At 50.8% G+C, this 441-nt stretch carries 1 protein-coding gene; it reads left to right on the top strand.

Annotated elements, in window-relative coordinates:
- Positions 1–441: polysaccharide biosynthesis/export family protein (locus tag ACTHTJ_RS10895; protein WP_440362692.1), on the top strand; the 441-nt coding region annotated here is incomplete at both ends.

Genomic DNA, 441 nt, shown 5'->3' on the forward strand with positions numbered 1-441 from the left:
CTTCAGGTACGATTTCTGTGCCGTTTATCGGCGATGTGTCTGTCCTCGGTAAAACACCGGTTCAGGTGCAAAACATTATTAAAGGTCGTCTGAAAAAAATGGCGAACCAGCCGCAGGTAATGGTGCGCATGGTGCAAAATAATGCGGCGAATGTATCGGTTATCCGTGCGGGTAACAGTGTGCGTATGCCTTTGACGGCTGCAGGCGAGCGCGTGTTGGATGCGGTGGCTGCCGTGGGCGGTTCGACTGCGAATGTACAGGATACGAACGTACAGCTGACACGCGGCAATGTTGTTAGAACGATTGCTTTGGAAGATTTGGTAGCGCATCCGCGTCAAAATATTTTGTTGCGCCGTGGTGATGTAGTCACAATGATTACTAATCCGAGCACGTTTACGTCTATGGGTGCGGTCGGTCATACGCAGCAGATTGGTTTCTCTG

This window comes from Neisseria sp. P0018.S001 (assembly GCF_051957355.1).
GTDB lineage: Bacteria > Pseudomonadota > Gammaproteobacteria > Burkholderiales > Neisseriaceae > Neisseria > Neisseria subflava_A.